This is a genomic window from Paludibacter jiangxiensis (genome assembly GCF_001618385.1).
Lineage (GTDB): Bacteria > Bacteroidota > Bacteroidia > Bacteroidales > Paludibacteraceae > Microbacter > Microbacter jiangxiensis.
The window spans coordinates 677,147-703,983 of record NZ_BDCR01000004.1; the positions used below are offsets into that span (position 1 = coordinate 677,147).

The 26,837-nt window shown below is 42.9% G+C and carries 18 protein-coding genes; 1 reads left to right on the top strand and 17 read right to left on the bottom strand.

The genetic code is table 11. The features are described from left to right. Positions 1 to 2: 2 nt before the first annotated feature. From PJIAN_RS12955 to hsdR, 13 genes are all read right to left on the bottom strand, one after another. Entirely contained in the window at positions 3 to 2,213 is a 2,211-nt protein-coding gene (locus PJIAN_RS12955; RefSeq protein WP_068705731.1) for an alpha-N-acetylglucosaminidase, read from the bottom strand. Between the two features lie 94 nt (positions 2,214 to 2,307). Next, on the bottom strand, positions 2,308 to 3,450 hold the full coding sequence (locus PJIAN_RS12960; RefSeq protein WP_068705733.1) for an acyltransferase family protein: 1,143 nt from the start codon (positions 3,448 to 3,450) through the stop codon (positions 2,308 to 2,310). Positions 3,451 to 3,589: 139 nt separating this feature from the next. Beyond that, a complete protein-coding gene (locus PJIAN_RS12965) occupies positions 3,590 to 5,206 on the bottom strand; it encodes a RagB/SusD family nutrient uptake outer membrane protein (RefSeq protein ID WP_068705737.1) in 1,617 nt (538 codons plus the stop codon). 46 nt (positions 5,207 to 5,252) lie between these two features. After that, a complete protein-coding gene (locus PJIAN_RS12970; RefSeq protein WP_068705738.1) occupies positions 5,253 to 8,525 on the bottom strand; it encodes a TonB-dependent receptor in 3,273 nt (1,090 codons plus the stop codon). A gap of 395 nt (positions 8,526 to 8,920) precedes the next feature. Further along, a complete protein-coding gene (locus PJIAN_RS12980) occupies positions 8,921 to 9,934 on the bottom strand; it encodes a FecR family protein (protein WP_172795616.1) in 1,014 nt (337 codons plus the stop codon). A 105-nt stretch (positions 9,935 to 10,039) separates the two neighbouring features. Continuing rightward, positions 10,040 to 10,612, bottom strand: coding sequence for an RNA polymerase sigma-70 factor (locus PJIAN_RS12985; RefSeq protein ID WP_084252412.1), 573 nt, complete (start codon positions 10,610 to 10,612; stop codon positions 10,040 to 10,042). 190 nt (positions 10,613 to 10,802) lie between these two features. Continuing rightward, entirely contained in the window at positions 10,803 to 11,096 is a 294-nt protein-coding gene (locus PJIAN_RS12990; RefSeq protein WP_068705743.1) for a thiamine-binding protein, read from the bottom strand. Between the two features lie 12 nt (positions 11,097 to 11,108). Beyond that, positions 11,109 to 11,966 carry an SGNH/GDSL hydrolase family protein gene (locus PJIAN_RS12995; protein WP_236714408.1) on the bottom strand — a complete coding sequence of 286 codons (858 nt, stop codon included), beginning with the start codon at positions 11,964 to 11,966 and terminating at the stop codon, positions 11,109 to 11,111. Positions 11,967 to 12,059: 93 nt separating this feature from the next. Then, the gene (locus PJIAN_RS13000) at positions 12,060 to 12,710 is read right to left on the bottom strand and encodes an HAD family hydrolase (protein WP_068705745.1); all 651 of its coding nucleotides are present in this window, start codon (positions 12,708 to 12,710) and stop codon (positions 12,060 to 12,062) included. A gap of 78 nt (positions 12,711 to 12,788) precedes the next feature. Next, positions 12,789 to 14,741 (bottom strand): restriction endonuclease subunit S, encoded by a 1,953-nt coding sequence (locus PJIAN_RS13005; protein ID WP_068705748.1) that lies wholly within the window; start codon positions 14,739 to 14,741, stop codon positions 12,789 to 12,791. Beyond that, on the bottom strand, positions 14,738 to 16,174 hold the full coding sequence (locus PJIAN_RS13010) for a class I SAM-dependent DNA methyltransferase (RefSeq protein ID WP_068705753.1): 1,437 nt from the start codon (positions 16,172 to 16,174) through the stop codon (positions 14,738 to 14,740). The genes PJIAN_RS13005 and PJIAN_RS13010 overlap by 4 nt, the downstream gene beginning before the upstream one ends. 180 nt (positions 16,175 to 16,354) lie before the next feature. After that, positions 16,355 to 16,747, bottom strand: a complete 393-nt coding sequence (locus PJIAN_RS13015; RefSeq protein WP_068705756.1) for an endonuclease domain-containing protein — start codon at positions 16,745 to 16,747, stop codon at positions 16,355 to 16,357. A 315-nt stretch (positions 16,748 to 17,062) separates the two neighbouring features. After that, positions 17,063 to 19,474, bottom strand: coding sequence for an EcoAI/FtnUII family type I restriction enzme subunit R (hsdR, locus tag PJIAN_RS13020; RefSeq protein WP_201787363.1), 2,412 nt, complete (start codon positions 19,472 to 19,474; stop codon positions 17,063 to 17,065). A gap of 737 nt (positions 19,475 to 20,211) precedes the next feature. On the opposite strand from hsdR, the gene PJIAN_RS13025 reads away from it, so the two are divergent. Then, on the top strand, positions 20,212 to 21,186 hold the full coding sequence (locus tag PJIAN_RS13025; protein ID WP_068705758.1) for a hypothetical protein: 975 nt from the start codon (positions 20,212 to 20,214) through the stop codon (positions 21,184 to 21,186). A 480-nt stretch (positions 21,187 to 21,666) separates the two neighbouring features. Here PJIAN_RS13025 and PJIAN_RS13030 read toward each other — a convergent pair whose 3' ends face one another. From PJIAN_RS13030 to PJIAN_RS13040, 4 genes are read right to left on the bottom strand one after another with little or no spacing between them, the layout of a single operon-like run. Further along, positions 21,667 to 21,870, bottom strand: a complete 204-nt coding sequence (locus tag PJIAN_RS13030) for a hypothetical protein (RefSeq protein WP_068705760.1) — start codon at positions 21,868 to 21,870, stop codon at positions 21,667 to 21,669. A 32-nt stretch (positions 21,871 to 21,902) separates the two neighbouring features. Beyond that, entirely contained in the window at positions 21,903 to 22,055 is a 153-nt protein-coding gene (locus tag PJIAN_RS14935; protein ID WP_153802569.1) for a hypothetical protein, read from the bottom strand. A gap of 1 nt (position 22,056) precedes the next feature. Further along, positions 22,057 to 24,132 carry a discoidin domain-containing protein gene (locus PJIAN_RS13035; RefSeq protein WP_068705762.1) on the bottom strand — a complete coding sequence of 692 codons (2,076 nt, stop codon included), beginning with the start codon at positions 24,130 to 24,132 and terminating at the stop codon, positions 22,057 to 22,059. A 13-nt stretch (positions 24,133 to 24,145) separates the two neighbouring features. Next, the gene (locus PJIAN_RS13040; protein WP_068705763.1) at positions 24,146 to 26,566 is read right to left on the bottom strand and encodes a glycoside hydrolase family 2 TIM barrel-domain containing protein; all 2,421 of its coding nucleotides are present in this window, start codon (positions 26,564 to 26,566) and stop codon (positions 24,146 to 24,148) included. Between the last annotated feature and the right edge of the window lie 271 nt (positions 26,567 to 26,837).

Consider the following 26,837-nt stretch of genomic DNA (forward strand, 5'->3'; position numbering starts at 1 on the left):
TCCTATTGATTAATAAGTTGATTTCTGTATTTTTTGTATAGTCGTTGGGCTTCTAACACACTATTACCCGAAACCTGAGTAGGAAAATCCTTGTGTTGGTTTACCCACTGCCATTCCCATTGGGAGATCTCTTTCCCGAAGGCTTTCACATCCATCTCTTTTCCCGCAGCCATTGCTTTTTCGGTTTCGGCAAAAAACTTCTGCCAGCGCACTTTGTAGAAATCATTGAGCAGCCCGCTCCACTGGCGGCAGGAGTATTCGTGCAAAGGACTGTCGGCATCGCCCCAAAGCGTAATCAGGTCGCGGGCGTTGCGTTCGTAAAGGGCTTTTTCCGATTCTGTCGTTCCGCAACTACGGGCATCTGCCAGCCATTTGCCCAACAGAAAATCGCTGCGGGTAGCCAGTAACCGATCCATATCACTAATCAGTTCCAGATAAGTGTCACTGTATCTTTTGAACGCCACCTGGTCTCTGTCCTGATAGGCCTTAATCCACTTCACCTGCAACGTACGAGCATAATTGGCCAATACCTGACGGGTCAGATCGACCAGATCATAACGGAAACCGTCGCTGTTTTTATAGACATCTGCCGTTTTTACAAACAGATCCCAGGCCGGAATCAAATCCGCACGTTTGTAGTTAAGACGTGTCTTGGTCCAAACGGTAGCCGAATCAAAAGTCGGGCGACCGGTCAGAATCGATTCGGCTCCATCGCGAATATCCTTGCCGTTGTAGACAGTACTCTTTAGCACCTGCCAAGCCTTAAACATATCGGCATTAGAAGCGACAGTTCCCTTTCCATAGCGATTGCGGATATACGATTTCAGCCATTGATCGAGATCAATAGCCGACGTGCGCCAGGTATTCTCCATCATCAGTTCGTACAACACCGGCGTCTGCTCAATGGCTTCCATCGTCAGCCCAATACCTTTCAGTTTGCCTGCATTTTTATCGGCAAGCGCGGCGGCCGGTTGCGATGCCACCCGCTCCATTTGCCCAAAGAGACTGATATTACCTCCGAAATTGTGCAACATGTTCCATATCCAGGGCTTTCCGTAGTAAGCTTCAGTGCGTTTCCACACCGGTTCGTATTCGGTAATCAAATCAAGCAGAATCATCTTATCGTTGGGCACAGCATCTAGCAGAGCCTTTACCTGAGGTGCATTCCAAAACTTGCGATCGCTAAAGAAGAGCCAGCCCTGCATCACCCACACTGCCTCAGGATCGGCCTGACGCATCCCTTCGTACACACGGGCGCTCAGTTTCGAAAGAAATTCCGGCTCGTTGGACGGCGGTTCATTTTCGTTGAACGTATCGGCAGAATAGAGGTGATCGGTGCCGAACAACGCAGTCTGTTTTTGGAGGTATTTCTTGCCAATTTCGGCAAACAAAGGATCTTCCGCATCGAGAATATAAGTATCGGCAAAACCATTGTTCCAGTTGGTTTGTTTCAGTTTAGCATTGGGAAAACGCTCTTTGAAAGCTGCCGGAACGTGCCCCGTAAATGCGGAAAGCACGGGCTTCATTCCCAGTTCGCGTTCGCGTTGCAGAATTTTAAGTTGAAGATCCTTCTGACGGTTCATCCACGACTGAGGCAGCGGGCCGCCCCACCCGTCCAGATTTCCCATCCAAAACCAGGAAAAATAAGCCGGGCCACAAAAGAAATTTTCTAATTCTTTGCTGGTAAAACCCATCTCCTTGTACACTTCGTTCCACACGTATTCTTCACCCGTAATAGCCAGCGGCATGTTGATGCCATGAAGTGCCATCCAGTCGATCTCCTTCTCCCATCGGTTCCAGTCCCACCAGCTCATGCTATAGTTGTAGGTACAATAGTTGAGATAGTTGCGATAGTCGTAGGGAGATGATTTTGTTATTTTTTTGTCCACCTTCGGCAATTGTGCCGGAAGGTTCATGTTTACGCCATTCCAGGTAATCTGACAATGGCAATATTCGTTCAGGTAGTAATAAAGCGCTGAAGCTACAGCAACACCGTCGTTACCGGCCAACACAATTTTATTGCCGCGGGACGACAATTCAAAACCGTCTTTACCATTATTATCAGTCAACGGTTCCACTATAAATTTGTCGGCATGAGCAGGCACTATGCGTTTAATCAATGCCCGGGAGGCATCCACAGACAAACCGGCAGCCTGAGCAACTAATCCGGCTGTAAGCAATAAACACAAAAAGAGGTTTCTGAAAGTTGTCATAAAAACATACAATTTTGGTTAGTACAATAGATTTTTGATCCGCCAGTAGAGACGTTGCATGCAACGTCTTTACAATCGAGTTTCCGGCAATGACCTACACTTTCAGAAACCATCTCTTTTTGTACAGAAAATAAAGCAAGGCCAGTTGCAATGCCAGCATTCCGGTACCAATCCACACCTCCTGCCACGCTTCGGACAAGGATTGAACCATGCCTCCGAACAGGAAAGTAGAGGTATATTTGAAGTCGATTACTCCATGAGCCGCCATGTAGATAAGAATGGAATTGGTGCCAATCCAAACGAAAGGCATACTCCATTTCTTCATGCCCCACACGTCGATCACCAGATAAAATACGAATAGAAACACCAGACTCAAGCCTCCGGCAAAAAGCACGAACGAACTGGTCCACATATTTTTATTGATCGGGAAAACAATATCCCAAAGCAGGCCAAGACCCATCAGCACCACACCGGCACCGCCAATCATCAGGCTCTTCTTAAACGGTGTAATGGAAGCAAATTCCCTGCGCAGAAACTGTCCGGTGAATACTCCCAGCATAGCTGTTCCGACAGCCGGGATGGTCGAAAGAATTCCCTCCGGGTCGTACACCACCCGGTGCAACTTACCCGGCAAAAAGAGCCGATCGAAATACCCCTCCAGATTTCCTTCCTTCGTCAAATCTCCGGCACCATAACCCGGTACCGGCACTGTTATCATTAAAATCCAATACCCTATCAGCAATGTAAGAAAAATAACAATCTGCGTCCGCAACCCGCAGTTCATAAAAATAATAGCGGCAAAGAAACAGGACAAAGCGATACGCCCGAGCACGCTGGCAAAACGGGTTTGTTCGTAGCCGTTGAATTGAAGAGCTTTATTCACTACCATACCACACACAATCAAAATCAATGTTCGTTTGATAAGATCTCTGTATGCGTGTCGTTTGGCAATTTTAAGAGCTTCATTCTCTTTCCCTTCCAGCTTTTTACCGTAAGAATAAGGCATCGATACCCCCGCAATCAGGATAAACAACGGAAATATCATGTCGTAGAAGGTGAATCCGTTCCACGGAGTATGATGCAACTGGTCGGACATCCATTGAGATACGGGATCGCCGGAAACTTTTGCCAATGCATGAATAATAATTTCGCCACTGATAATCCACATCATATCGAAGCCGCGAAGAGCGTCCAACGACAAAAGACGTGCGGATTGTATCCCTTTTTCCTGTTGCATAATCAAATCAATATATAAATACCTTTAGCTTAAAACAGTAATCTTTTCTCAAAATGTTCGATAAACAAAAGGCTGCCGACCCGCAACAACACAACTCAGCATCTCACAGTCGACAGCCTTAAATATTAAATCACTCTAATTAATAACCCGGGTTTTGGGTCAGTTTCGGATTCTTGATCATTGCAGCAGTTGGTATCGGGAAAATACGACGATACACACTGGCATCTTTTTTAAAGCCCCACTTACCTTCAAATTTACCGAAACGGATCATGTCGTTACGACGCCATGTTTCATATGCAAATTCGCGGGCTCTTTCTTTGTACAAATCATCCAGAGTAACAGCTGTCCATGGCGTAGACGTTGTTCTCTTGCTGCGTACATCGTTCACCAATGACAAAGCTGTTTGTCCGTTTGTTGCATTGCCACCACGAAGGATAGCTTCGGCCTTCATCAACAGAATGTCCGAATAACGGAACACCGGCATGTCGTTGTTTTGGTTACGGCTGGTTGATGAAGCATCAGGATAGAACTTGATGTTACGATAACCCATGTTCCATGCAATTTCATCGTTTCCGCAATCAAACAATATTGAATCCTGACGTAAAACAATGTTCGGAGTCAAGTTAACCTGATAAGTCATGTTAGCATCTGGATCGCTTCCTGCATAATATTGATCGTATGCTTTTTTCTTAACTGTTAACATAATTGGAGTAACGCCATCGTTCATGTACTGCAATCCCGTCAACCATTGTTTATTTCTGACATCATTCGGATCATCAAAATTGGCATAAAACTCAGGCAAGGTACTTTCGGGAGCACTTGGTGTAAATGGAAGTCCGAACTTCGCCTTTTCAGAACGGGGAACATCGTAACGTGCACGATACATCATACCATTAGTTCCGCCTAAAGCCGTATACGACGGATCGAAAGGAATAGCAAAGATGAATTCCGGAGTAGAAGGTCCGTTGTTCGGATAGAACATTTGCAAATAGTTGCTGGTAGTTGCCAATGTGTACTTGCCCGAAGTAATAACATTATCGCAGGCAGCAATACAATCATCATAACGTTTTGTACCAGTGTAATATTCAGCATTCAGATACATCTTAGCCAACAACGCATAAGCCATATACTTGGTTGGATAACCATATGTAACCGCATTAACTGTCGATGTCAGGTTAGGCAAACAAGCCTTGATCTCACTCTCTATAAAATTGAACACCTCTTTGCGATCCGTTTTTGGTTTTTGTTCAAAATCGCCATAGGTTGTTACAATAGGAACATTCCCATAAAGATCCATCATATAGAAGTACGCCAATGCACGTACCATTCTCAATTCCGACAACATCCGGTTTTTGGTAGTTCCTTCCGGCATATTTGATTGCAGAATATACATGGTCTGATTGTCATAACCGATAATACGAGACAACCAGTCCCAACAACTTACAGCCCAACCGTAGTCAGGAGTCCATTCATGATAGTGAAAATTCCGGTATCCCTTATTATCATACCAGTTACCGCCGCGAGCGGGCAATATGGCTTCATCGCTACTAAGCTCAGTTACAAAATAATAATCCATCGCGTAGTTGCCTCTCAAAGCAGCATACACAACACCTGCAGACGCTACAAACTGAGCGGAATCTTTCGGATATGTATCCGGAGTAATCTGGGTTGTGACAGGCACATCCAAATCATAACATGATACCAGAAGAGTCGACATTAAAGCCGAAAACAATATGTATTTAAATCTCTTTTTCATGTGTTTATATTTTATTTTTATACTAATGCCACAAGGACTTCATATATTAAAAATTGACATTGACTCCAAACAAAATGGTTCTTGTTTTAGGATAGAAGTTGTTAGAATCAATACCCGGGGACATACCACCCATATTTACTTCAGGATCCACTCCTGTGTATTTGGTGATCACAAACAGGTTGTTTACAGTGCTGTAAAGACGAACATTTTCGATATATTTTATCGGTTTTTTGAAGGTATATCCCAATGTCAGGTTTTCCAAACGCAGATAGCTGCCACTTTCAATAAAGCGGGAAGAATATCTGAACGCATTTCCATCTTTTGCCGATTCATTTGCGGCGTCAACCAAAATATTGGTGTAAGCTGCGGTTGAAGGACGGAACAAATCTGCACGTGTTGCATTGAATATTTTGTTGCCATAAACACCACGGAGGAAGATACTCAAATCAAAGTTTTTATAGGTAAAGCTGTTAGACCAACCATAGTTCAGCTTCGGTTGAGGACTGCCGGCATAACGATAATCTGATGTAGTAGGATTCGTTGTCAACGTTCCATCTTTTGCAAGGTATTGAGATACTCCGGCACTGTTTTTACCCTGATAAATGAGTGTAAAGAACTGTCCCAATGGATATCCTACCTTACGAATCTGCAAAGTACTTCCTGTTTGTCCGCCACCATCAGGTTGTGTATAACGAATTGAGTCGCCACCTGAGAAATAGGGATTAGACAGACCTGTAATAGTATTTTTGTTGTGAGCCAGGTTAAGGCTTGTTTTCCATGTAAACGTTCTTGTTTTAACCGGAGTAGCCGAAATACTGAATTCAATACCCTTGTTATTAATACTACCACCATTAGCCCAAAGGCCAGCAGCAGGAACAAGAAGAATATCTGCATCATACCAGTAAATCATGTCGGTAGTATTTTTGTTATACCAGTCAAAGGTGAAGCTCAACTTTCCTTGTAAAAGGGAAGCATCTAATCCAAAGTTTGTTGTTGCTGTTTTTTCCCATTTCAAATCAGGATTAGCCGCCTTGTTAGGACCGTACGACATCATTGAACCGCCGTTGTAATTGAAGCTACCCATTGGTCCGGAAAGGAACTGTGCTGTATAAGCACTGAACCCTGTTGAGTTACCGGTTACACCATAGCTACCTCTGAATTTCAGGTCATAGAAGATATTCATTTTCTGAATAAAGCTTTCCTGACCGGCTCTCCAGGATACACCCACTGATGGGAAGTAACCCCAACGGTTGTTTTTGCCGAATACAGATCCACCATCACGACGCAATGACCCTTGCAGATAATATTTGTCGTTGTAGTTATAGTTCAAACGGGCAAAATTTGAAATCAAACGAGTCTTAGAGTAAGCCTGATCATAGCCAAAATCAACTCTGTAGCCATTAATTGTAGAATAGTTACCAAGTGCAAGGTTGTTAAAGCTCATGTTGTTTACAGGGAAATTTGCATTTGTTGCCTGAAAACCATCACCGTAAATATCATTCTGGAAAGAATACCCCAAAACGGCATTGATAGAATGAGCGCCAAAAGTACGATTCCATGTCAACCAGTTTTCAAATACAGTGTTCGTGGTCTGATAATTATTTCTCATCGCTGAGCCACCCGGTTGGAATGTTACAATTGTACGTGTGCTGGGGGGATCCGGGTTGTTGTAGAATACAGAACCATTGTACTGATACAAATAGGAATTGTAGTATTCACCGTACAGTGCATTATAATTCTGGTATGACAAGCTCATGTCATAAGTAAGGCCGAAAGGTAATTTTGCATTGATAGTAAATGCGGCAATCAGGTTGTTGTTTTTAGATTGGCTCTGAGCATTATTAATAATAGCTGAAGGGTTGAAATAGCCATTCTTCGTAAAGTTTTCAAAATAAGAACCGTCTGCATTTTTTACCGGAGAAGTTGGCAAGTGATAAGCCGTTTGGTACAATACAGCACCCAACAATGGTACATAATCAGACACCACTCTTGCGTTTGCAACTGACAAACCGAATTTTACCTTGTCATTGAAAGCATATTGGTCGAAGGTCACGCGGGCCACAACCTTGCTTTGGTTACTTGTCTGGATAATACCCTGTTTGTTAGAGTAGTTCAAACTTGCACTGTAACTGTTATGCTCACTACCGCCGTTAAATGAAAGGTTGTGATTGGTAGAGTAAGCTGTGCTACGCTGAATGGACTTTTGCCAATCGGTGTCGGCCCCTGTATCTTCGGTCAGGTTCTGATTTGTTGTTTTACAAAAATCACGCAGTTGAGCTCCATTCATCAGTTTCAGGCTGTTGGTCACATTTTCGATACCGGCATAGCCATTGTATGAAATATGAGTCACACCCTTTTTTCCTTTTTTAGTGGTTACCATAATAATACCATTGGCAGCACGGTTACCATAAATAGAAGTAGCAGCAGCATCTTTCAATACGTCGATAGTTTCAATATCGTCAGGTGCTACCAGCGAAATATCTGCACCGGGAATACCATCAATTACGTAGAAAGGCTCCATAGAACTGTTCAATGTTGATGTACCACGCAGAATTACGCTTGATTTGCGGGTCGGGTCACCACTTACCGTTACGTTCAAACCTGCAGCTTTTCCCTGTAACAATTGACCGACATCGGTAATTGCTCCTTTGTTCAGTTCGTCTGTCTTCACCGAAGTAACAGATGACACAAGGCCTTTTTTGGTAGTTGTTCCATAACCTACAACTACTATTTCATTCAGCTTGGTATCCATTTCTTTCAGGGAAACATTCACTATTGATTGCGAGCCAACTTTTACACTTTGGTTGGTCATTCCCACAAAAGAGAATTCCAGAATAGCACCGGCCGGCACTTTGTTCATCTCGTAATGTCCGTTCACGTCCGAAATTGTCCCCGCAGAAGTACCTTTTACCATTACCGTTACGCCCGGCAACAGATTCCCTTTTTCATCGGTGATTTTTCCTGATACTCTTCGGGGTTCTCCGAAAGCCTGTGATTCGGAGGCTTTTTGAGATTGTGCATTTACTTTTGTAATGACAATATGGTCGTTCTTCACTTCGAAACGAACATCTTGTCCCTGTAGAATCACTTTTAATGCTTCGTCAACCGATTTACCGTTTACGTTGACTGAAACTATTTTTTGCATATTGACATCGTTGGCATCAAACCAGTACGACAGTCCACTCTGTGATTTCAAAGCTTCTAAAGCCGCTTTTACTGTCACTTTTTCAAGCGAAAGCGTTACTTTTTTTTGCTGAGCAAACGCAGATGTTGCCATAACGAGCACCAGCAAAAATAAAAAATACCTGAGTTTTTTCATACGAAAATGATTTTGTGTTAATGGAAGATTGAAATACTTATCGCTTTATCGGTATAAAAAAAGTTGATATGATAAGAATTTCGCTACCTAATCAATTAATAGACTGAAATTTAATTATTCATCCAGATACTTACCTGATCACTTCGGAATAGGCAAGGAGATACCAGTCCGTTTCAGGGAGAGCCCCTGTCGGATAATCCAATAAATTGATGTTGATTGAGTTTCGGAAAGTTTTTGTAGCTTTGCGGAATCTAAAACAACAATCGTTCGCCAGAACGAGCCTGCCGGGGGATGCTGCAACATCGTCCGGCATTTTTTATGAGGAAGGGTTATGTTTTAGGCATAAATTGAGTGTTTTATAAGGTTAGTATTCAATTATAAGGTTGTTAATAAAGCTATTTGGTAACAGTAATCACGCTTTCTTTAAATTTATAATGAAACTGATTACCGGCTGTCATAATATCAAAGATTTCCTGTATTGACTGTGCCTTGCGGAAATCACCGTAAAATTTACGATTCAGCAAATCACTGTCTTTTACATTGATACTTACATTGTATTCTCGTTCCAGACGACGGATAATCTGACCAAAGCGCTCTGCGTCAAACACCAGCTTGCCGCGTGTCCATTCGCTCCAATCGGAAGCTTGTACTTTTTCAATCGTCATCTGCCCGTTTTGTTTATTCAGCGTCGCCTTCTCATTCGGTTTCAGCAAACAGGGGACCGTATTGTCAGCCAAATGGTTTGTAAGACTGATGGACCCTTCGAGCAATGTAATATCCACCGTAGGATCTTCCTTGTATGAACGTACATTAAACTTTGTTCCCAGCACTTTCACTGCCATTTCTTTTCCATTCACCGTAAAAGGCATATGTGGATTTTTTGCCACTTCAAAATAAGCTTCTCCTTCGAGCGAAACCTTACGGCTGCGTTTTGCAAAATCCTGTGCGTAGCTCAATTTACTGCCGGCGTTAAGCCATACCGTTGTATGGTCGGGAAGTTCTATTTTCGATTTAGATCCTAAAGGTACAGTTACAGAATAGAGATTGGTACTCTGAGCATACCTGTTTAACACATAAACACTTACACTCCCCAGTACAAACGCAATAGCTACTGCTGCAGCCCACCGTGTAAAACGGGCAAATGCAAACGATTTTTTCTTATCTGCTGACATTTCCTGTGCTGCCACTCGGGTTTTGAATCTGCGATACGCCGTGTCTTTATTGAACAATACCGTATCGGCAGCCGTACTGTCCCAAATGTCACGCATCTGCATATAATAGCTTTGGTTGGCATTACTTTGCGCCATCCATTGCCGTAAAGATTCTTCTTCGGCAGCATTTGCAATTCCACCCAATACATTAATAATGAGGGAATCAATCTGATCTTGTGTCAATTCGGAATTATTCATGATTTGCATTCTAATAGTAAAGACAAGTAAAAAAATGGTTCGGGTAGTCCATAAATGTTAAAAAACAACGGGTATCGTTATTTTTTTCTTCAACGAAGAATCACCTCAAAAGAACAGGGTCATGTATTCCCGCAGGTTCGTGCGCAGAGTGGACAGCGCATTTTTAATATGGTAACGCACCGTATTGGAAGAAATGTCAAGACGTTCGGCTATCTCATCATAGCTAAGATTTTCGAACCTGCTAAGCTTAAACACATTACGACATTCCACAGGTAAATGTTCTATAGAATCGTTGATCTTCTGTTCCAATTCCTTCTCGATAATAACACCCAAAGGAGAGCTTTCGGGTTCAACAGACATATTTTCGAGCATCTCGGTTGCAGTGGATGGCAAACGTGCTTCGTGTACCACACTCGATTGTTGCAGATAATTGAGACAACGGTTGCGGATAGAGGTAAACAGGTAAGAACTGAGAGAAGAGTGAATGGAGATGCTTTCGCGGTTTTCCCAAAGATAAAAGACAAGATCCCCCACGAGGTTTTCTGATACATAATTATCACCCGTGTAGAGTTTGGCTACGCGACACAGCCTCACGTAGTATTTGTCGTAGAGATACCTGTAGGCACTCTCGTTTCCCTCTTTCAGCTGGGTTATTATGAACTCTTCGTGTTCAATCATGGAATCTTAAAAATACAAAAACGCTCTTATTGGAAAGCGCACAAAGATAATCTTTATAAACTCTAAAGACAACCCCTGAAATTACATTTTCATTAAAAAAGAGCACCACAAAGGCCATTTTAGTCAAAATTACAAAAAAGGAAAGCCATTGAGCCTCCCTTTCAGTTAAATTTTGACTATAAAAATACCGCTATTTTGCCCTGACGGCTTCTATCTTGTGATTCATCTGCCCCGTTTTTCCCGGCTTATTGTCAAACTTGGCGGTACAATAAATCCGATCTGCAACAGTTTCAAGCAACGAATTGGCTTTGGCAAGCACGTCCAGACATTCTTCCATGGTATCGCATTCCACAATAGTACCCATGGCTGTTAACTGACTTTGAAAAGGCAGTGCATCTACCATCTCCACCACCCGTTTCACATACTGACTCACATGCGCCCCTTTATCCATGGGGAACATGGCAAATTCCATTATTACTGACATAGTCGTTCTTTTTTATTTTTCCACAAAGGTAGAGGGTAATGACAGCAATTGATACTGAATGGTCTTTGCCAAACGATAATCGCCTGCCGCATTGGGATGCAAACGGTCGGTATCCGCATTATGGAAATACTGCGCCTGTGCATCTGCCAACGGATAAAGGCCACTCAACGAGTAAAGGTCGATAAGCGGTACTGCCCAATAGGAAGCTGACTGCTTCAGCACATCAATATAGCTGTCAATATACAATCCGAGTCCGTTGCAGTAATTTTCGTCAGGTTGCACGTTCTTTTCACCGAATTTGGCATATCCTCTGTGAATGGGTGTCATGATAACAATTTGCTGCTGCGGGTAATTTGCTTTGAGATACGACATTACTTTGTTGATACGACCGCAAAAGGTGGTATCGTTAACTACCGGTGTACGGTATTTCCGAGTCACCACATTACCATTATGATTGGTCTGCTTCATGGTTTCGGTAAAAAACTGGCCGATCGGGGTGTTGTGATTATAATCGTTAGTTCCCGCAAAAATCAGGATAGCATCCACATCAGTCCCTTTCTCTTCGTGCAGTTTCAGAGCTTGCCGGTAAATGCCGTCCCACATATTGCCGCTAATGCCGTAAACCGACGGTTCAACACCCAGCAATTCGGTGAGATATTCCCAATAGACGCAGGTAGTACCCACACGGCGTTTGTCAGTCATCGAGTCGCCCAGATAAGCCACCCGTTTGCCCTGCCACTGGGAATGAAGCGTTTTTTCACTATCAGCCACCACCACTTTTGGGGCATCTTTCGGCGCCATTTGCTGTGCCGACACGTTCACGCCTGCCATCAACACAACAAAACAGGCACTTGCAATCATTTTTTTCATATCAATCAAATATCCAATTATATATATCACCAGAATCTACTGATCCAAAATCAGTTTTTAATCAATCCTTTCGCATCTTACGTCGATAACACCCTACCCGATCACCTCATCCAGTCCTATAGCAAGCGAATCGACAATCTGATCGGCTGCGGACAATTTTTCTGCGGGAAAACTGGTTGTCAGCGCCAGACAGCGGGCTCCGGCAGCTTTGGCGGCGGTCACCCCACTCACGGCATCTTCCACCACCAGGCATTCGTCGGGCGATACACCAACCTTCTCCGCTGCCAGTAGGTAAATATCCGGAAACGGCTTTTTACGTTCCACCTCTTCGCCGCTCACTATCGCATCGAACGTACCAGCTGGCACGCCGATCTCCCGCAGGTTGATCTCGATCTTCACACTATCTGCGCTACTGGCCACCGCCAGTTTCAGCCCGCGCTGACGGCATTGTTGTATAAAGGTTGCGGTACCGGGCAGTGATTTCAGTTTACCGTGGGTTATCTCACCATACAGCTGATAAGTGCGTGCCTTGTCGCGTTCTATCTCCACCTCAAAACCGTTGGCTCTGCCGATACCGGCAATATAGCTGTTTTCGCCCGTCCCCACGAACGGAAGGGCATCTTCGGGTTTCACCTGCACATCGTGTTCGGCGAACATCATGCGGGCAGCCGCGAAGATATACTCCTCCGAATCCACCAACACTCCGTCCATATCGAACAGTATTGCTTTTATCTGTTTATTCATGTGTCTTTTTATTCTTTATTACTTGTCGCAGACAAAATCGACGCTTCATCATTTACTATCACTAAAGAACTATGATAACTACTTCTCAATCACCGATCCCCATCCTGCCGGAATAATATTATTTCCACGCATCCAATCCAGAGCGCTATCCAGACGGTCTGTGTACTTTTGTTTACGTGGATCCCAATTCAAAAAGTCCTGTTTCAATGCCAGATCGTTAATGATTTGCCCCTTTATGATACGATTGTTCCAAACGGCATAAAGGGTAGCCACTATTTCGCACTGCTCCCATTTGGCTTTTTTGAAGGTGCTAATAATCGATTCTATCTGCTCTTTTTCGCCCGAGAACTTTTCTTCAAACAATTCATCGACTGTCGCAACGCCCATCATTTCGTGGTAACGTACATGATTGTCTATTTTGTTTTTCCGGGCATCGTATATGCCATACCTTCTGAGTTTCGATTCTATCTCTAATATCAATTCGTCATAAGGCCCGGCTACATTGACTACATATTTCGATTCAAAATCGATTTGGCAGATATACTCTACCAGAAACAAGAGCTTCATCATCATCACACGGCCAAAACCATCCGAGTTGAAGCGACGGATAAGGTAAGCCGCCAAAATGGTGCGCTCGCTGATATTCGATTTTCGGGTAGCCGACACCGTCTGCAGAACCGGTTCCGCTTTTTTCTCCTCCAACGCCTCCCGCAACACCTGTTGCAGCAGCATTTCATTTTGCTGTTGACTAGCGCGGATGCTGGCTTCCAGTTCGTCGCAGGTGCGCATTAGCTCGTCAAGCTTGCTGACAATTGCTTGCTGCTCGGAGAGAGGGGGAAGAGGAGAAATAATATTCTTTAGCTTAGTTCCATTAAAATTTGCTTGACCATTTTGTTGAATAATATGTGGCTCAAGTTGAGATTCTCTACAAAAACTAGAATTTATGTAAGAGTTGATGAAATCAACTGAAATCTGTTCAATAAATTGGATACGTATTAAATATGAAGCAAAAGTCATTACTGAATTTTGGCCTTTATATACACCAGATTTCCCAACTAGCTCCCAACTATTTGTTCTATTGAATAGTAAATCATTATTGAATAGATATAATCTGGGTAAATCTTTAATTGTGTCTTTTACGTATTTCAAGTTATCCAAAACAATTTTCCCATTTTGAATATTATTCATTCTTAAAACTGGTATGTTTACTGAGTTTAAGTCTGCCTTTTCAGATGTTCCATATTCTATGTTATATGCTATCTCCCCCAATCTACACCACGCCCAGCCCTCTGGAATTTCAAAAGGAATTTCATCCTCACCAATCGGTGCTAATTCTTTCTCCTTTTTTAGTTTTCCATCTTTGATGAGTTGTTTCTTTTCCGCCTTTATCTTCTCCAACAAGGCCTGAGCACTATTTTCCCCTTCTATCAGTTCGGGGTGTGCGCTGCGGAAGTCGGCTGTGAGCTTGCCCTGCATGGCTTCGCGCAAAAAGGATTGGCGAAGTTGTCTGACAAGATCGAGTTGGTGGGTGAGTTCCGTTGATAGAGAATCACTTTGCAACTGATTTTTTTTGTATCTATCAATTATTTCTGTCTGTTTATCGTAGTCGGGTAGAGTAACTTCTATCCTGCATAGATCTTCAAAACGTAATGCCTGCCTTACTGTGCCTCTGGCATGTTGTTTTATCTGACTTAAACCCTCTGAAGATTTAAGAAACGTTAAAAGTAATTGAGGTAGTACTTTATTCGGTTTTACTTTAAATAACACATAAGCAGGACTAATCAAACCTTTAATATCCTCTTCTACATATGCTATCGAACCGACATTTATTCTATAAGGATTATATGCAAAGCAACCCTTTTCAATTATTTTATAGTCATCACCTTTTTCCTCAGCTGCATATTTTGATTCCGTTATTCCTTTTTCATTACTAACTCCTAGAAACGGTAAATTTTCAGAACCACCTAGGTCTTTAGCTCTAACAGAGAATGACTCCACCAGCTCTTTTAGTTTATATATGCGGGAACTCATTTAAGGACCTCCTTTAATTTAGCCAACAATCCCGCACTTTTCTCAAACGATTTATCCAGCATCTGCATCAGTTCGGCACTACTATATTCAATGGCATCTTCCTGTCGGTTGGGGTTTTTAATATCCAGGTCGTAGCCCCGTTCTTTCAGGGTATCGATAGATACTTTCCAGCACAGGTCGGATTCCTGGCGGTGGTTCCACCATTTCTTGATGGGAGCAAACTCTTTGAGTTGTATGGTTTTGGTTTTGCTGTACGATTTTTGTCCTTCGGGCAGGCGGTGTTCGTAGTACCAGACTTCCTTCGTCGGTTCTCCTTTGGTAAAGAAGAGCAGGTTGGTAGCCACCGTGGCATAGGGCTGAAATACCGAATTAGGCAGGCGGATAATGGTGTGAAGGTTGCAATCTTCGAGCAACTTTTGGCGTACCCGCTGTTTAACGCCGTCGCCGGTGAGTGAGCCGTCGGGCAACACAATACCGGCGCGTCCACCCTGTTTCAGCAGGTGTATCATCAGCACCAGAAAGAGGTCGGCGCTCTCTTTGGTACGGAAGCTTTGCGGAAAGTTGTTCTCGTTATTGTTGGCCACAATGCCACCAAAGGGCGGGTTGGCCAGTATGGCATCCACACGGTGCCGGTTGGTATAATTGCTTAGTGGTTGGTCCAGCGAATCTCGATACGAGATTTTGGGCACTTCAATGTCGTGCAAAATCAGGTTGGTAGTCGCCAGCAGATAAGGCAGTGGTTTGTATTCCCATCCTATAATATTCTCGGCGATACTTTGGCGCTCTTCCACGCTATTGGCCTGTTTCTTCAAGTGCTCGATGGCAGCCGTGAGGTAACCACCCGTTCCGCAGCTCGGATCCAAAATCTTTTCGCCCAGTAGCGGATTTACCATTTCGCAGATAAACTCGGTAATGGCGCGCGGGGTATAAAACTCCCCGCTCTTGCCCGCGCTTTGCAGTTCCTTGAGAATGGTTTCGTACAACTCACCAAAAGCATGACGGTCTTTGGCTATGTTGAAGTCTATCTCATTCAGCTTGTTCAATACCTTGCGGATATTGATGCCGCTTTTCATGTAGTTGTTGTTGCCTTCAAACACCTCGCGTACAATGAGCGCCCGTTTGTTGCGCAGGTCGTCGGTGCTGTTTACCGGCAGGTTGCGCAGATCCTGAAACAGTTTTCGATCCACAAATTCCTGCAATTCATCACCAGTAATTCCCTCGTCATTGCCAGCCCAGGCATCCCAGTGCAGTTCGTCGGGGATAGGACTTGTATAGTTGTCGTTGAGTAGTTCAAGCTCTTTGTCTTTGTCGGAGAATATTTTGAAAAACAGCATCCATCCCAGCTGTTCGATGCGTTGCGCATCGCCGTTTAGGCCGGTATCCTGCCACATTATCTTGCGGATGCTATCGAGGGTTCCTTTTAGGTTTGTCATTATTATTGCTTCTTTTTTTTATTCTTTTTTCGCCCCTAAATCCCCTGAAGGGGACTTTGGGTAAGTGCGGTTTCAGAGGTTTGTATCGTTAAGTATGCTTTTTCTTATCTTAATTACGAGAATACTTTTGTATATTTTGCGATCAGAAGTCCCCTTCAGGGGAATCGAAGATCAGCGCAGCTAATTAGGGGTAGCCAGCTTAGCAACACCTAAATAACGTTTAATACTATCTACTACCTTTTCAATATCATTCAGAACCTCTTCATTTGTAAACCGGATAACGGTTAATCCCCATTTTTCCAGTTCCGCAGTTCTTCCATCGTCGTATGCTTGTTGATATTCGTGAATACCTCCATCTATTTCAATCACTAATTTGAATTTGTGACAATAAAAATCAGCAACAAAAATATCAATCGGATGTTGTGCCTTAAAACGGACTCCCAACTGGGATTTATTCAGATTTTCCCAAAGTTTTGTTTCTGCCGGAGTCATATTTTTTCGTAATAACTCAGCATTCTGAAATATAGTACGCTTTGCACCATAAAACATTGCGGGTTGTTCGGTTCGTTGCATGGCTTTATTTTTCTCGTCTTACTTTTCGCTCTTTTTTCTGTCCCTAAATCCCCTGAAGGGGACTTTGGGTAAGTGCGGTTTAGGAGGTTTGTATCGTTAAGTATGCTTTTTTCTTATCTTAATAGCACGAGAATATCTTTATATATCTTGCGATCAAAAGTCCCCTTCAGGGGATTTAGGGGCAGATTTAGTTCTTGCGTTTTTCGATCAGAAGTCCCCTTCAGGGGACTCGAAGATCAGCGCAGCTAATTATGGGTAGTACACCGAGGGCAGTCACGAGCCGCAGAATCCCTAAGATAAACTAAAAACAAATTACTACCCTATACTCTGATACAATTCCTTTTCCAACTCTTTTATGGCTCTCATATAATTGGCTTTACTACCAAATTCATTGATAATTTCCACCGGCGAACCATATTCGGTAAAGGGTTGTACCCGCAAAACATCCATGTTTTCGATATTGGTAATTCCTTCGTCGGCATATTTATCTAATAAAGCTTCCAGTACTTTACGGGCTTGTTCGCCGTATTTTGCAAAGTAGTTGCGCTTCTTTACATTATTGGCTCTTTCTTTACGCGTTAATGGCGGCTGCCCGTAAGCTACGTGGCATATCAGATCGAACAAATCAACCTCTTTGTTTACCGCATTTTCGAGTGCTTCTACCATCACCCCCTGCTCTTCCAGCTCCTGAACAAGGATTTCTTTTTTGTCTGCACTATTCCATGATTTCAAAAAGTCATCGAGCGATGCATAGCGTCCCATAACAACTTCGCGGGTATAATCCTTCAGACTAACAGTAATAGGTTTGCCATTGTTATCGAAATACAACTCGCGACTTATCAAAGCAGACACGTCGACTCCATTAACATACACTTTAGTCTTGCGGATGGGAGTATCCCACATAGTTTTGTCCTCATCTTCCGGCTCCGGGTATCTGACAACCGGATTGATTACAATTTCTTCTCCCGTTTCTTCATCTTCAATTGAAGCATGATCATTCTCTTCTTCGCTAATAATATCAGTTAAATCGGCATTTCCTGAAACAGGTTTTACGCGTATCGGATCACCGTCAAACTCTTTATCAGCAAACAAATCGGTTACGTTACGAAAATCAAGGATGGTAAAATATAGCTTATTGAATTCTTCATTAATGCGCGTACCACGTCCGATTATCTGCTTGAATTTGGTCATGGATTTAATTTCGGCATCCAGCACAATTACTTTGCAGGTTTGAGCATCAACACCTGTGGTCATTAATTCTGACGTAGTTGCAATCACCGGATAGCGTTCTTCAGGGTTGATAAAATTATCCAGCTCCCGTTTACCTTCGTCATTATCGCCGGTAATCTGCATGACATACTTATAATTATCGGCAGCCAAATCGGCATTGCAATTGGCAATAGCCGTTCGCATACGGTTAGCATGGTCAATATCGGTACAGAACACAATCGTTTTGGCAAAGCGATCGTAGCCATTCAGAAACTCCGTCAATTTTTGAGCAACAACTTGGGTACGCTCATCTATAACGAGATTTTTATCAAAGTCTTTACGGTTATAGATGCGGTCTTCCACCATATCTCCGTCTTTATCGGTTTTGCCCTTTTCGGGGCGCCATCCTTCGGCATCGACATTGATCGTAACCCTTACAACCCGATAAGGAGCCAAAAAACCATCGTCGATGCCCTGTTTTAATGAATAAGTATAAACGGGATCGCCAAAATACTCGCTATTGGATACTTCACTGGTCTCTTTAGGAGTAGCAGTCAAACCGATATGAGTAGCTTTATTGAAATAGGTTAAGATTTCATGCCAGGCACTATTCTCTTTTGCACTTCCACGATGACACTCATCAATAACAATCAAATCGAAAAATTCCCGGGAAAATTGCTTATAGGCATTCGCCTCTTCGTCAGCTCCTGATAACCCTTGATACAATGCCAGATATACTTCGTAGCTTTTATCTATCATTCGGTTTTTTACAACCGTCATTTTATCCTTGAAATGTTTGAAATCACCCCGCTTTGTCTGGTCAATCAGTGCATTACGATCGGCCAGAAACAAAATACGCTTTTTTGCTCCGCTTTTCCATAGTCGGTGTATAATCTGAAAAGCCGTGTATGTTTTGCCTGTACCGGTTGCCATTACGAGCAAAATGCGGGGCTGTCCATTCGCAATAGCTTCTACCGTACGATTAACGGCAATTTGCTGGTAGTAACGAGGACTACGTCCGCTACCATCAAAGAAATAGGTTTGTGAAGCAACTTTTTCGGCTTCGGGAGTATTAATGCCTTTGTATTGTTTGTACTTTTTCCACAACTGTTCGGGTGAAGGAAAGCTATTGTTATCAAGAACTGTTTCAATGTTTCCATCCGTCGCGGTTCGGTCGTGGAAGAGAAAACCACTTCCATTGCTGCTAAACACACAAGGTATATCCAAAATTTGGGCATAATCTAACGCTTGTTGTATGCCATCTCGAATGGAATGTTTATTGTCCTTTGCTTCTATAATCGCAATGGGTATATTGGGCTTGTAATAAAGGATATAGTCAGCCCGCTTTTTTGCACCACGAGCCGTAAGTTTACCACGTACATAGATTTTCCCATCAGTAAAACTGACTTCTTCAAGCATTTGGGTATTTCTATCCCAACCGGCATTCTCTATAGCAGGCGTAATAATTTTTGTACAAATATCTCTTTCTGAAAGTGATTTAAGATTAAGCATTACCATTGCATTAGAATATTTACTTAGGGAATCAATTTTCAACCTTCAAATCTACAAATTCCCTTTGAAAACAGCCGCCTCTTTGTTAATTTTTTCAGGCTTCAGTTTCTATTAAAAGGCTTCTTGGATCGAATCAAATATTCTTATCAGCACCACACTAAGAACAATCAGTGAAATTTGATTACCTTTATTCACCACAAATCATAAAATTGACACACCAATTTACCACATCAATTTATCCATCAGAATATTAATTATGGCAATAAGCATTACAAATCAATAATTTTAATCGTTAAAGTTTCATTTTCCGAAACACCAACGAATATCTATTTTCATCTTTAGAAACATATCACAATCAAATACACGTATTTAGAAACAAACAATTCAATACAAAAAAGTTATGTTTGTATAAAGTTACTCAATTTCGTAATCGCGCGTTTTTTATTGGAAATCCAATAATCAGAATATTGTCAGCAAACTAAACGTATCAATCCCAAACCTCCAACAGAGGGCACTAACAAAGAAGCATCATTGAAAAAAAGCAGCGTAAACAGTCAAGTTAAATTGTGATCGACTCAGGCGATAATAATTACGTTTATTTATACGCATTATCATGAATAAGTTTATTAGTTTTGCATAATGGTTTGCTGGGCGTATAGTTTCCAAACCAAAAATTTCGACGATCATTCGCATATAAAAAGCTTCATATAAAGAGAAAAAGCAAGAAAAAAAGAATCGAACTCATGAAAAATTTACTCAACAAACGACTGATATCTGCTATCGAAGAGTGTATTCCCGAGGGACAAAGTACGGCGTCTTTCCTTGCCGACATATTGTCGACTGGCAAAGAAGCTGTTTACCGTCGATTAAGAGGTGATGTTTTGTTTTCGTTTGATGAAGTAGCCAAAATATCACGTACACTCAACCTCTCGCTCGACAATATCGTGGGCGCTAATAACGCCGACAAGGTTCTGGTCGAATTAAGCATCATGAAAAGCCCGAATATGATCGAAAATTTCAAACAAATGATGCTCAATACAACCCGTCATATAGAACGGATAAGTACATATCCGAATTCGGAGTCGAGAGTTGCATTCAATATCCTGCCCTGGAGCTTTTATCTGAATTATGACAATCTTGCCCGTTTCAGCATTTACAAGTGGGTGTATCAGAGAAATATAAATTCTGACACGCTTCATTTCTCTGACTTCTCTCTTCCTTCCGGAATCAAAGAATGCAACCAGAAATATGTTTTTGCATTCCGGGAGATTAAAAATTCCTGCGTTATCTTAGACTGGAGTGTTTTTATTGCCTTTATCAAAGACATTGATTATTTTGTAAAGCTGGGTCTCATCGCCCGCCCTGATCTGTTACTCATCCAGGAAGAACTTTTGTCATTATTGAATGAGATAGAAGGATTTACAGTTTCAGGTCGCTATGCCAACGGCAATACTATATCTATCTACCTCTCCAATATTGAATTTGAGACTCCCTATGTACACCTGAAATCAGATAGCTACGAATGTTGCCACATCCGCATATTTTCTATCAATGGTATTAATTCTGAAAACAGCGAAATATGTCAGGAGCAAAAACGCTGGATCGAAACTCTCAAACGCTATTCGACACTAATTACACAAAGCGGAGAAATACAAAGGGCTGAATATTTCAAGACACAAAGAGAACATATCAAAAAAATGAGTACTGTTCTTGCGTAAATTTCTAAACAAATCTGTATTGCGCATTAAACAGCCATCTCTTTACACTATTTAGTTCAATTTTCTTCAAATGACAAAAACCCATATTAAGTTACCGAAATAGAAAAACGAGACAGAATGATTTGTCGAAATTGACACCATCGGTTTGAAACCTTCCCATTACCTTTGTGCCGTCGTGTTGGTTAGGAAGCTATTAAAAGATTAAAAGGAAAACAAAAACCACAAGAAAGTTCGGGGCAAAGCCTCGTTTGTTTTCATAGAAAAACACATAATACTTCAGTTGTAATGTTCGCTCTGGAAAGCTTAAGGCGAACGAATTTTTGAAAGAATGGAGCGACGTGATGTCGCTCCTTCAAAATATAGCACAATGACAATCAACAAGAAAAAAAATGATCCTGAGTTTAATATAAATTCAGGACAGTAATCTAAAGAGAAAGTGAAGAGCCGTGACCAGAAGTAATTTCAGGTCACGGTTTGTTTTCAGAGTAATAACACGATCGCAGGCACAGAAAACTCCGGATCTTTCCATTTACCCATGCAGTAACCATACTCGCCGGTCAGACAGAGATGAAGTTCGCCGGAGATATTTGCTTTGTGGAATGCCAAGGCATAGTTGATACTGTAACGAATATTCCACAAAATCAGTCTTTTTTGCGGATTCTTTTCCCGCCAAACCTTTTCCATTCGCCAATTCCGACTGGATCAGGTATCACCTGCTAATCGCCGTTCAGGCTCGTTTTGTGTCGGTTTGACACATTCACCATAGCAGTTTGAGCATGCAAGCCGCCTGTAAAACACATCAGGCAAAGAAGAGCAACTATCTGAATGCTGAATAGCTTTTCTTTAACGACAATCATTTTATATTGCATCTTATTCGGTTATCACATCCACTTCGGCATACCCCGCCACATTATCGCCGGAAGTGTTCTTCAACGCACGGAGTTTAATATACCGCGCCGTTACCGGAGCAAACTTTTTAGTCTGCAACAATGGATTGTTTTTGATATTCGAAAATTCGCCTTTATCTGTCAATTTCCAGTTCATATTATCGTCCGACACATAAAATTCGTAAGTGGTGATGATGCCTGAGCTCCACCGGTTTTGATCCGGCAGGTATTTGATGCCGGACACGTTGTACTTATTCCCCAAATCGATCACCAAATCAACGGGCATTTTTCCGTCGCCCTTTTGATGACATACAGTGGCCGGATCGCCGTCAATAATTGCGTCGCTCTTTTGGTCATTGATTCCCACTATTTTCCAGTTCTTTTTAGAGACATCAAATTTTTCGATACTCACAGGACTGCTTTTGCCCGAAGTCGGGTCATAGCAGATTGCTTTTATTTCCACTTTTCCGTCAGCAGAAAAAGCACCCGAATATTTATTTGATTTTGAGGTAGGAGTGCTACCATCCAAGGTGTAATAAAAAATCGGTCCGATATCATTTGTGCTTATTGTCACCTGACCTGCCTGATTACGCATAATAACCGGTGCATTGAGAAATACCGGAGCGTTATAAATGCCAATGTTAGAGATGGCCGGACTACATTTTGAATCGGCAATAGTGAAGCGTACATGAGTTGCCTTTACGGCCGGGAAACGCAATATCCGTTTGTAACCAATCGTAGTTCCTTTGGCCAATTCTTTCCAGGCTCCATCCACAAACGCTTCGACTGTAAATGCCTTAACACGCTGTCCCAAGCGGATATATTCCTGTGTCAGAAAACGGTTGAACAAAGTCGGCTTACCCAAATCAATTGTCAAAGAGGCGGCTTTTGTATTGTCATCGGTAGCCCAATAGGTATTTTTGTTTCCATCGACTGCCATTGCTGCCGCAAATCTGCCCGATTTACCACGAATATTGGAAGCTGTAACTTTCTTATTCAATGCCAGATTAACGGCAAACGATTCGTTCACCGCTTTGGCAAATGCAAGGGCATTTTTTTCGTCGGTCGGATGTATCAATCCATTGGGCATGATTGGGAAATTGAGCAACATGGAGCCGTTGCGCCCCACAGAATTGTAGTACAGATCCATTAGTTGTGGAACGGTTTTCACCTTGCCGTCTTCACCCGGATGATAGAACCACTCGGGACGAATGGACGTGTTTACTTCGGCTGCCACCCACGCATTTCCGTTTTCCACACCAAAATGCAACATATTCCAGGGCACTTCGCCGGTAGCGTTCAACAAGCTCCAGTTAGTCTCGCCCACATAACCGTCTTCCGTTCCTACCCAGCGAAGATCGCCACGATCACCACCATCGTTCCAAATCACACATTTAGGCTGCAACTTGTGAATCAATGCATAGGTATTTTTCCAGTCGTAGTAGGTGGTGCGGTCGATCGTACGGGTTTCGTTTGCACCGCCATAATATCCATTACCGCCATTGGCACCGTCAAACCACACTTCAAAAATTTCGCCATAATCGGTTAATAGTTCGGCCAACTGATTGCGGAAATAGGTAATATACTCCGGCTTGCCGTAATCCTTGCTATTTCTGTCCCAGGGAGACAGGTAAATTCCAAGTTTCAGACCATATTCTTTGCAAGCATCTGCCATTTCGCGCACCATATCGCCTTTCCCGTTTTTCCAGGGAGCGTTCTTGACCGAATATTCGGTATATTTCGATGGCCACAGGCAAAAGCCACAGTGGTGTTTTGCCGTAATGATAATTCCCTTCATTCCAGCCCCTTTGCAAATACGCGCCCATTGGCGACAATCCGATTTCTCGGGATTGAACAATTTCACATCCTCATTTCCAAATCCCCATGACTGGTCTGTGTAAGTATTCAACGAGAAATGGATAAACGCGTATCGTTCCATTTCCTGCCACCTCATCTGATTCTCTGTCGGAACCGGGCCACATGGAGCCGGAGCTTTTACCTGAGCATTCATGCCTATTATTAGAACGGAAAATGCAATCACACAGAATATTTGCTTCATACTATTCGGAAATTTATTGTTTATGTGTTTTGATCATGAACGTAGCTTCAGCCAAGTCCTGTGATTTTATGGTTAACTTTATGGCACCTGCATTATGCGAACTCTTCAGTACAACCAGAGCACGCCCTTTCCATGCTTTGCGGGAATTGCCCACATACGGATCGCAATCTTTCATATCGGCATTGCCAACGCCCGCTATTGATCCCTCGCCTTCCACTGTAAATGTCAGGCGATTATTGGCATTAGGCTGGAAAATCCCATTTTTGTCTGTGATGTCAACTGTTACAAAGGATAAATCCTGACCGTTGGCAAGCAGTTGGCTTCTATCAGCAGTCAGCTTTATCCGGGCTGCCTGATCGGCTGTTTGCAGAATAGATGATTCCATCTCCTTCTCATTTTCAACACCTACAGCCTTTAGTGTACCGGCAACATACGGAACGGCAAAAGTAGCTTTGAATAGTTGCTCACGGCCTGTAAGCTGCTCGCCAATAAGCTTATCATTGATATAAAGCCGTACTTTGGGATATTTTGAATACACCTCCACCTGCACATTTTCACCCTCAAATCCGGGCCATGTCCAGCTTTCCCAGGTTGGCCAAACCGACCAAAGGGTCTCTTTAATTTCGATGGGTTCGGGAGCCGGTTCGCGAACGGCCATGTACAATTTCTCGGTATTATTGTACAACATACTACGGTAGTGCGAGATAGGCTTACGCCAACCGGTCAGATCAACATCGCCACAATAAGCACCATGCCACGGAAAGAAATCGTGTTCCCAGTGTTCGCCGGGAAAATCACCCGAATAATACCAGCGGCCGATAGACGATTCGCCAAAATAGTCGAGAGCCGTCCATACAAAATCGCCAATAATATATTTGTTATCCTGCACCAATTGCCAGTTGGAGAAAGCGTCGCGGGGATATGATTCGGTCTGAACGATAATGCGTGAAGGCACCCGTTGATGATCGTCGGCGGCGCGGTTCAACTGGTAATTGTACCCGCACACATCATGCGCTGCCATCAGCGGGTCAAACATGCTCCATTCATTGTCCCATGTGGTCATGGCCGAAGTTACCGGACGTGTCAGATCGATCTTTTTTATAGCATTTGCCAGCATTTTTGCGGTTTCCACAGCGGCAGGCTCTTTCCTTTCAATTATTTCGTTCCCGATACTCCACATGATTATGGAAGGACGATTGCGATCACGTAACACCATAGCATTCAGGTCGCGTTGCCACCAGGTGTCGAAATGTATCGAATAGTCAAACTTAGTTTTGGACGTTCGCCAGCCATCAAACGCTTCGTCAATTACCAACAACCCCAGGCGGTCGCAGGCTTCGAGAAATGCCTCCGATGGTGGATTGTGCGATGTTCTTACAGCATTAAACCCGGCAGCTTTGAGCAATTCAATGCGGCGTTCTTCGGCACGATCGTATGCAGCCGCACCAAGGCAACCATTATCATGGTGAACGCATCCGCCATTGATTTTTATTGCTTTACCGTTCAACTGAAAGCCATTTTCAGCCGTGAATTTCAGCGAGCGAATGCCAAAAGTATTTTTGCTCTCATCGACCACCTGTTTCCCATTTGCGACTTCTATTTCAGCCTTGTATAAATTGGGTGATTCAGGCGACCAAAGCAAGGGATTGGAAACTGCCACGGTTTGAGCGACATCTTTTTCACTGTTTGCCGCAAGTTCGATGCTGGTTTGCTGAATGCCTGATTTTCTCCCATTCTTGTCCACCAACACCGTTTTCACAGTAACTTTTTGAGGCAAAGAAGTTTCATTTTTCACCACCGTCTTTATCTGAACTTTGGCTTTTCGCGCAGAAACCTCGGGAGTGGTAATGCCGACGCCCCACCGGGCAATATGCAAGGGGTTGTCCACCATCATCCAAACATGGCGATAGATACCCGAACCGCTGTACCAACGGCAATTTACTTGCTGCGAATTATCGACCTTCACAGCAATCACGTTTTCCTGTCCGGCACGAAGGTAAGGCGTAAGATCATAGCTGAAGGAGGAATAGCCGTAGGGATAAACACCCAGCGATTTCCCATTGAGAAACACTTCGGAATTCATGTAAACCCCTTCAAAATAAATAGAAACGTTCTTATTTTTCCATTCGGCAGGAACTTTGAACGATTTACGATACCAGCCAATGCCCGCCGGGAAATACCCACCAGCGCTCCCGGTTGGATTCTTTGAGCTAATCTTTCCCTCTATACTCCAATCGTGGGGCAAGTCGAGGTTGCGCCAGGCGGCATCGTTGAAATCTACATTCTTTGCACCTTGTGCATCTCCCAAAAAGAACTTCCAGTTAAAGTCGAAAAGTTGTTTCTTCTCCTGATTGTTTTGCGCAAAAATGGAGAAAGAGCATGCAAACAACAGGCAAATCAATGCCTTGATTTTGAGAATAATAAGTTTATTCATTTTTTATTGTATGATCATTTTTTTATCGCTATTCCAACACAAAACCATATTGATACGACTGACTACTTAAAATTGTATACTTATCCATTGCCATTAGAACAAATTACCCTTCTGCCATGCAATAGCCTGTTTCTGCCCAAAGTGTTCCCTTTTTCACTCAGGTATAAATATTCAGACAAACATCGGATGTAGCTGTGTCGGCCAATTGAGGTAAAAGTCATTGATGGAGGTTATTCCATCCGGCTCAACTCTAACAACGCGCACTATGGCA

Bases quoted from the DNA above. Each gene is read 5' to 3' on its own strand.
- PJIAN_RS12955 (WP_068705731.1), bottom strand. From the start codon at position 2,213: ATGACAACTTTCAGAAACCTCTTTTTGTGTTTATTGCTTACAGCCGGA.
- PJIAN_RS12960 (WP_068705733.1), bottom strand. From the start codon at position 3,450: ATGCAACAGGAAAAAGGGATACAATCCGCACGTCTTTTGTCGTTGGAC.
- PJIAN_RS12965 (WP_068705737.1), bottom strand. From the start codon at position 5,206: ATGAAAAAGAGATTTAAATACATATTGTTTTCGGCTTTAATGTCGACT.
- PJIAN_RS12970 (WP_068705738.1), bottom strand. From the start codon at position 8,525: ATGAAAAAACTCAGGTATTTTTTATTTTTGCTGGTGCTCGTTATGGCA.
- PJIAN_RS12980 (WP_172795616.1), bottom strand. From the start codon at position 9,934: ATGAATAATTCCGAATTGACACAAGATCAGATTGATTCCCTCATTATT.
- PJIAN_RS12985 (WP_084252412.1), bottom strand. From the start codon at position 10,612: ATGATTGAACACGAAGAGTTCATAATAACCCAGCTGAAAGAGGGAAAC.
- PJIAN_RS12990 (WP_068705743.1), bottom strand. From the start codon at position 11,096: ATGTCAGTAATAATGGAATTTGCCATGTTCCCCATGGATAAAGGGGCG.
- PJIAN_RS12995 (WP_236714408.1), bottom strand. From the start codon at position 11,966: ATGAAAAAAATGATTGCAAGTGCCTGTTTTGTTGTGTTGATGGCAGGC.
- PJIAN_RS13000 (WP_068705745.1), bottom strand. From the start codon at position 12,710: ATGAATAAACAGATAAAAGCAATACTGTTCGATATGGACGGAGTGTTG.
- PJIAN_RS13005 (WP_068705748.1), bottom strand. From the start codon at position 14,741: ATGAGTTCCCGCATATATAAACTAAAAGAGCTGGTGGAGTCATTCTCT.
- PJIAN_RS13010 (WP_068705753.1), bottom strand. From the start codon at position 16,174: ATGACAAACCTAAAAGGAACCCTCGATAGCATCCGCAAGATAATGTGG.
- PJIAN_RS13015 (WP_068705756.1), bottom strand. From the start codon at position 16,747: ATGCAACGAACCGAACAACCCGCAATGTTTTATGGTGCAAAGCGTACT.
- hsdR (WP_201787363.1), bottom strand. From the start codon at position 19,474: ATGGTAATGCTTAATCTTAAATCACTTTCAGAAAGAGATATTTGTACA.
- PJIAN_RS13025 (WP_068705758.1), top strand. From the start codon at position 20,212: ATGAAAAATTTACTCAACAAACGACTGATATCTGCTATCGAAGAGTGT.
- PJIAN_RS13030 (WP_068705760.1), bottom strand. From the start codon at position 21,870: ATGGAAAAGGTTTGGCGGGAAAAGAATCCGCAAAAAAGACTGATTTTG.
- PJIAN_RS14935 (WP_153802569.1), bottom strand. From the start codon at position 22,055: ATGCAATATAAAATGATTGTCGTTAAAGAAAAGCTATTCAGCATTCAG.
- PJIAN_RS13035 (WP_068705762.1), bottom strand. From the start codon at position 24,132: ATGAAGCAAATATTCTGTGTGATTGCATTTTCCGTTCTAATAATAGGC.
- PJIAN_RS13040 (WP_068705763.1), bottom strand. From the start codon at position 26,566: ATGAATAAACTTATTATTCTCAAAATCAAGGCATTGATTTGCCTGTTG.